Source organism: Paractinoplanes deccanensis (assembly GCF_016862115.1).
Lineage (GTDB): Bacteria > Actinomycetota > Actinomycetes > Mycobacteriales > Micromonosporaceae > Actinoplanes > Actinoplanes deccanensis.
In genome coordinates this window covers 1-1,315 of record NZ_BOMI01000241.1, presented here as the reverse complement: position 1 = coordinate 1,315, position 1,315 = coordinate 1, and the positions used below count along the sequence as shown (strand labels likewise).

Genomic DNA, 1,315 nt, shown 5'->3' with positions numbered 1-1,315 from the left:
GGGGCTTATCCCCGGATCTTGGACACGGGGTTTATGCGGCTGAGGCCAGCGTAGCTGGCCGTATTCGGATGTTGTTCTCGTAGGTGACCGGGGACTGCTGCCCGAGCCGGGAATGGCGGCGGACGGTGTTGTAGCGGTGCAGCCATCGGAACGAGGCCAGGCGTGCTTCGCGTTCGTCGGTGAATGCTCGGCGGCCTTGCAGGGTCTCGCGTTTGAAGGTCGCGTTGAACGACTCGGCCAGGGCGTTGTCGGCGGAGCTGCCGACCTTGCTCATCGATTGCCGGACCCCAGCGGTGGTGCAGGCGGCGGCGAAGGCCTTGGACGTGTATTGGGCTCCGTGGTCGGTATGCATGATCGCCCCGGCCAGGCTGCCGCGGGTCCGTTCGGCCGCGGCGAGGGCGTCGATGACGAGATCTGTGCGCATGTGATCGGCGATCGCCCAGCCCGCCAAGCGTCGTGAGTGCAGGTCGATCACCGTTGCTAGGTAGAGGAATCCGCGTTCACCGACCGGTAGATAGGTGATGTCGCCGACGTAGCGCCGGTTCAGGGCTGGAGCGGTGAAGTCACGGCCGATCAGGTCCGGTGCCCTCTGTGCTGCCGGATCCGCGATGGTGGTCTGCACCCGCCGGCGTAGGCGCAGGCCCTGGATCCGGTAGCGGCGCATCACCCGGGCCACTTTCTTGTGGTTGACCTGGTGACCGCTCTCGTGCAGTTCGGCGGTGACCCTTGGCGCGCCGTAGGTGCCGTCATGACGGGCGTGCACGAGGCGGATCCGGGCGGCCAGATCCGCGTCCGCGGCGTCGCGGGCGGCCCGGTCGGCGGCCGTGGCCTTCCAGTAGTAGAAGCTGGACCGGGCGATATTGAGGATCCGGCACAACCGCTTCACGCCGTAGCGCTGCTGGTGGTCGGCGACGAACTGGAAGCGGTTCACCAGCGCGTCTCCCCGGCGAAATACCGGGCCGCCTTCCGCAGAATGTCGCGCTCTTCTTCCAGCTCGCGGACCCGGCGCCGCAACTCGGCGTTCTCTTCCTCGACCGTGCTCGCCGGCTGCGGCCGCACCCCGCCCACCGGGCGGGGTATCTCGCCGCGCCGCTGATCATCGAGGCGAACCCAACTGCGCAGCGTTTCCCGGTTAACGCCCAGGTCATCAGCGATCGAGGCGATGGTCGTACCCGGCCGAGACCGGTACAGCGCGACCGCTTCGGCCTTGAACTCGGGCGGATAGTGTTTGTTCACCATGATCTTGCAGGACTCCTGACTCCCAGGACCATCACGATCCCAAGTTCAAGTGTCCAAGACCAGGGGGCAAGGCCCC

At 66.9% G+C, this 1,315-nt stretch carries 1 protein-coding gene; it reads right to left on the bottom strand.

All coding sequences use genetic code 11. The features are described from left to right. Positions 1-31: 31 nt before the first annotated feature. Positions 32-1,239 (bottom strand): IS3 family transposase gene (locus tag Ade02nite_RS48815; RefSeq protein WP_203778291.1). Its coding sequence is split into 2 segments (ribosomal slippage): positions 32-942 and positions 942-1,239, totalling 1,209 coding nucleotides; the frame shifts between segments, so codons are not numbered across the junction. Positions 1,240-1,315 lie beyond the last annotated feature (76 nt).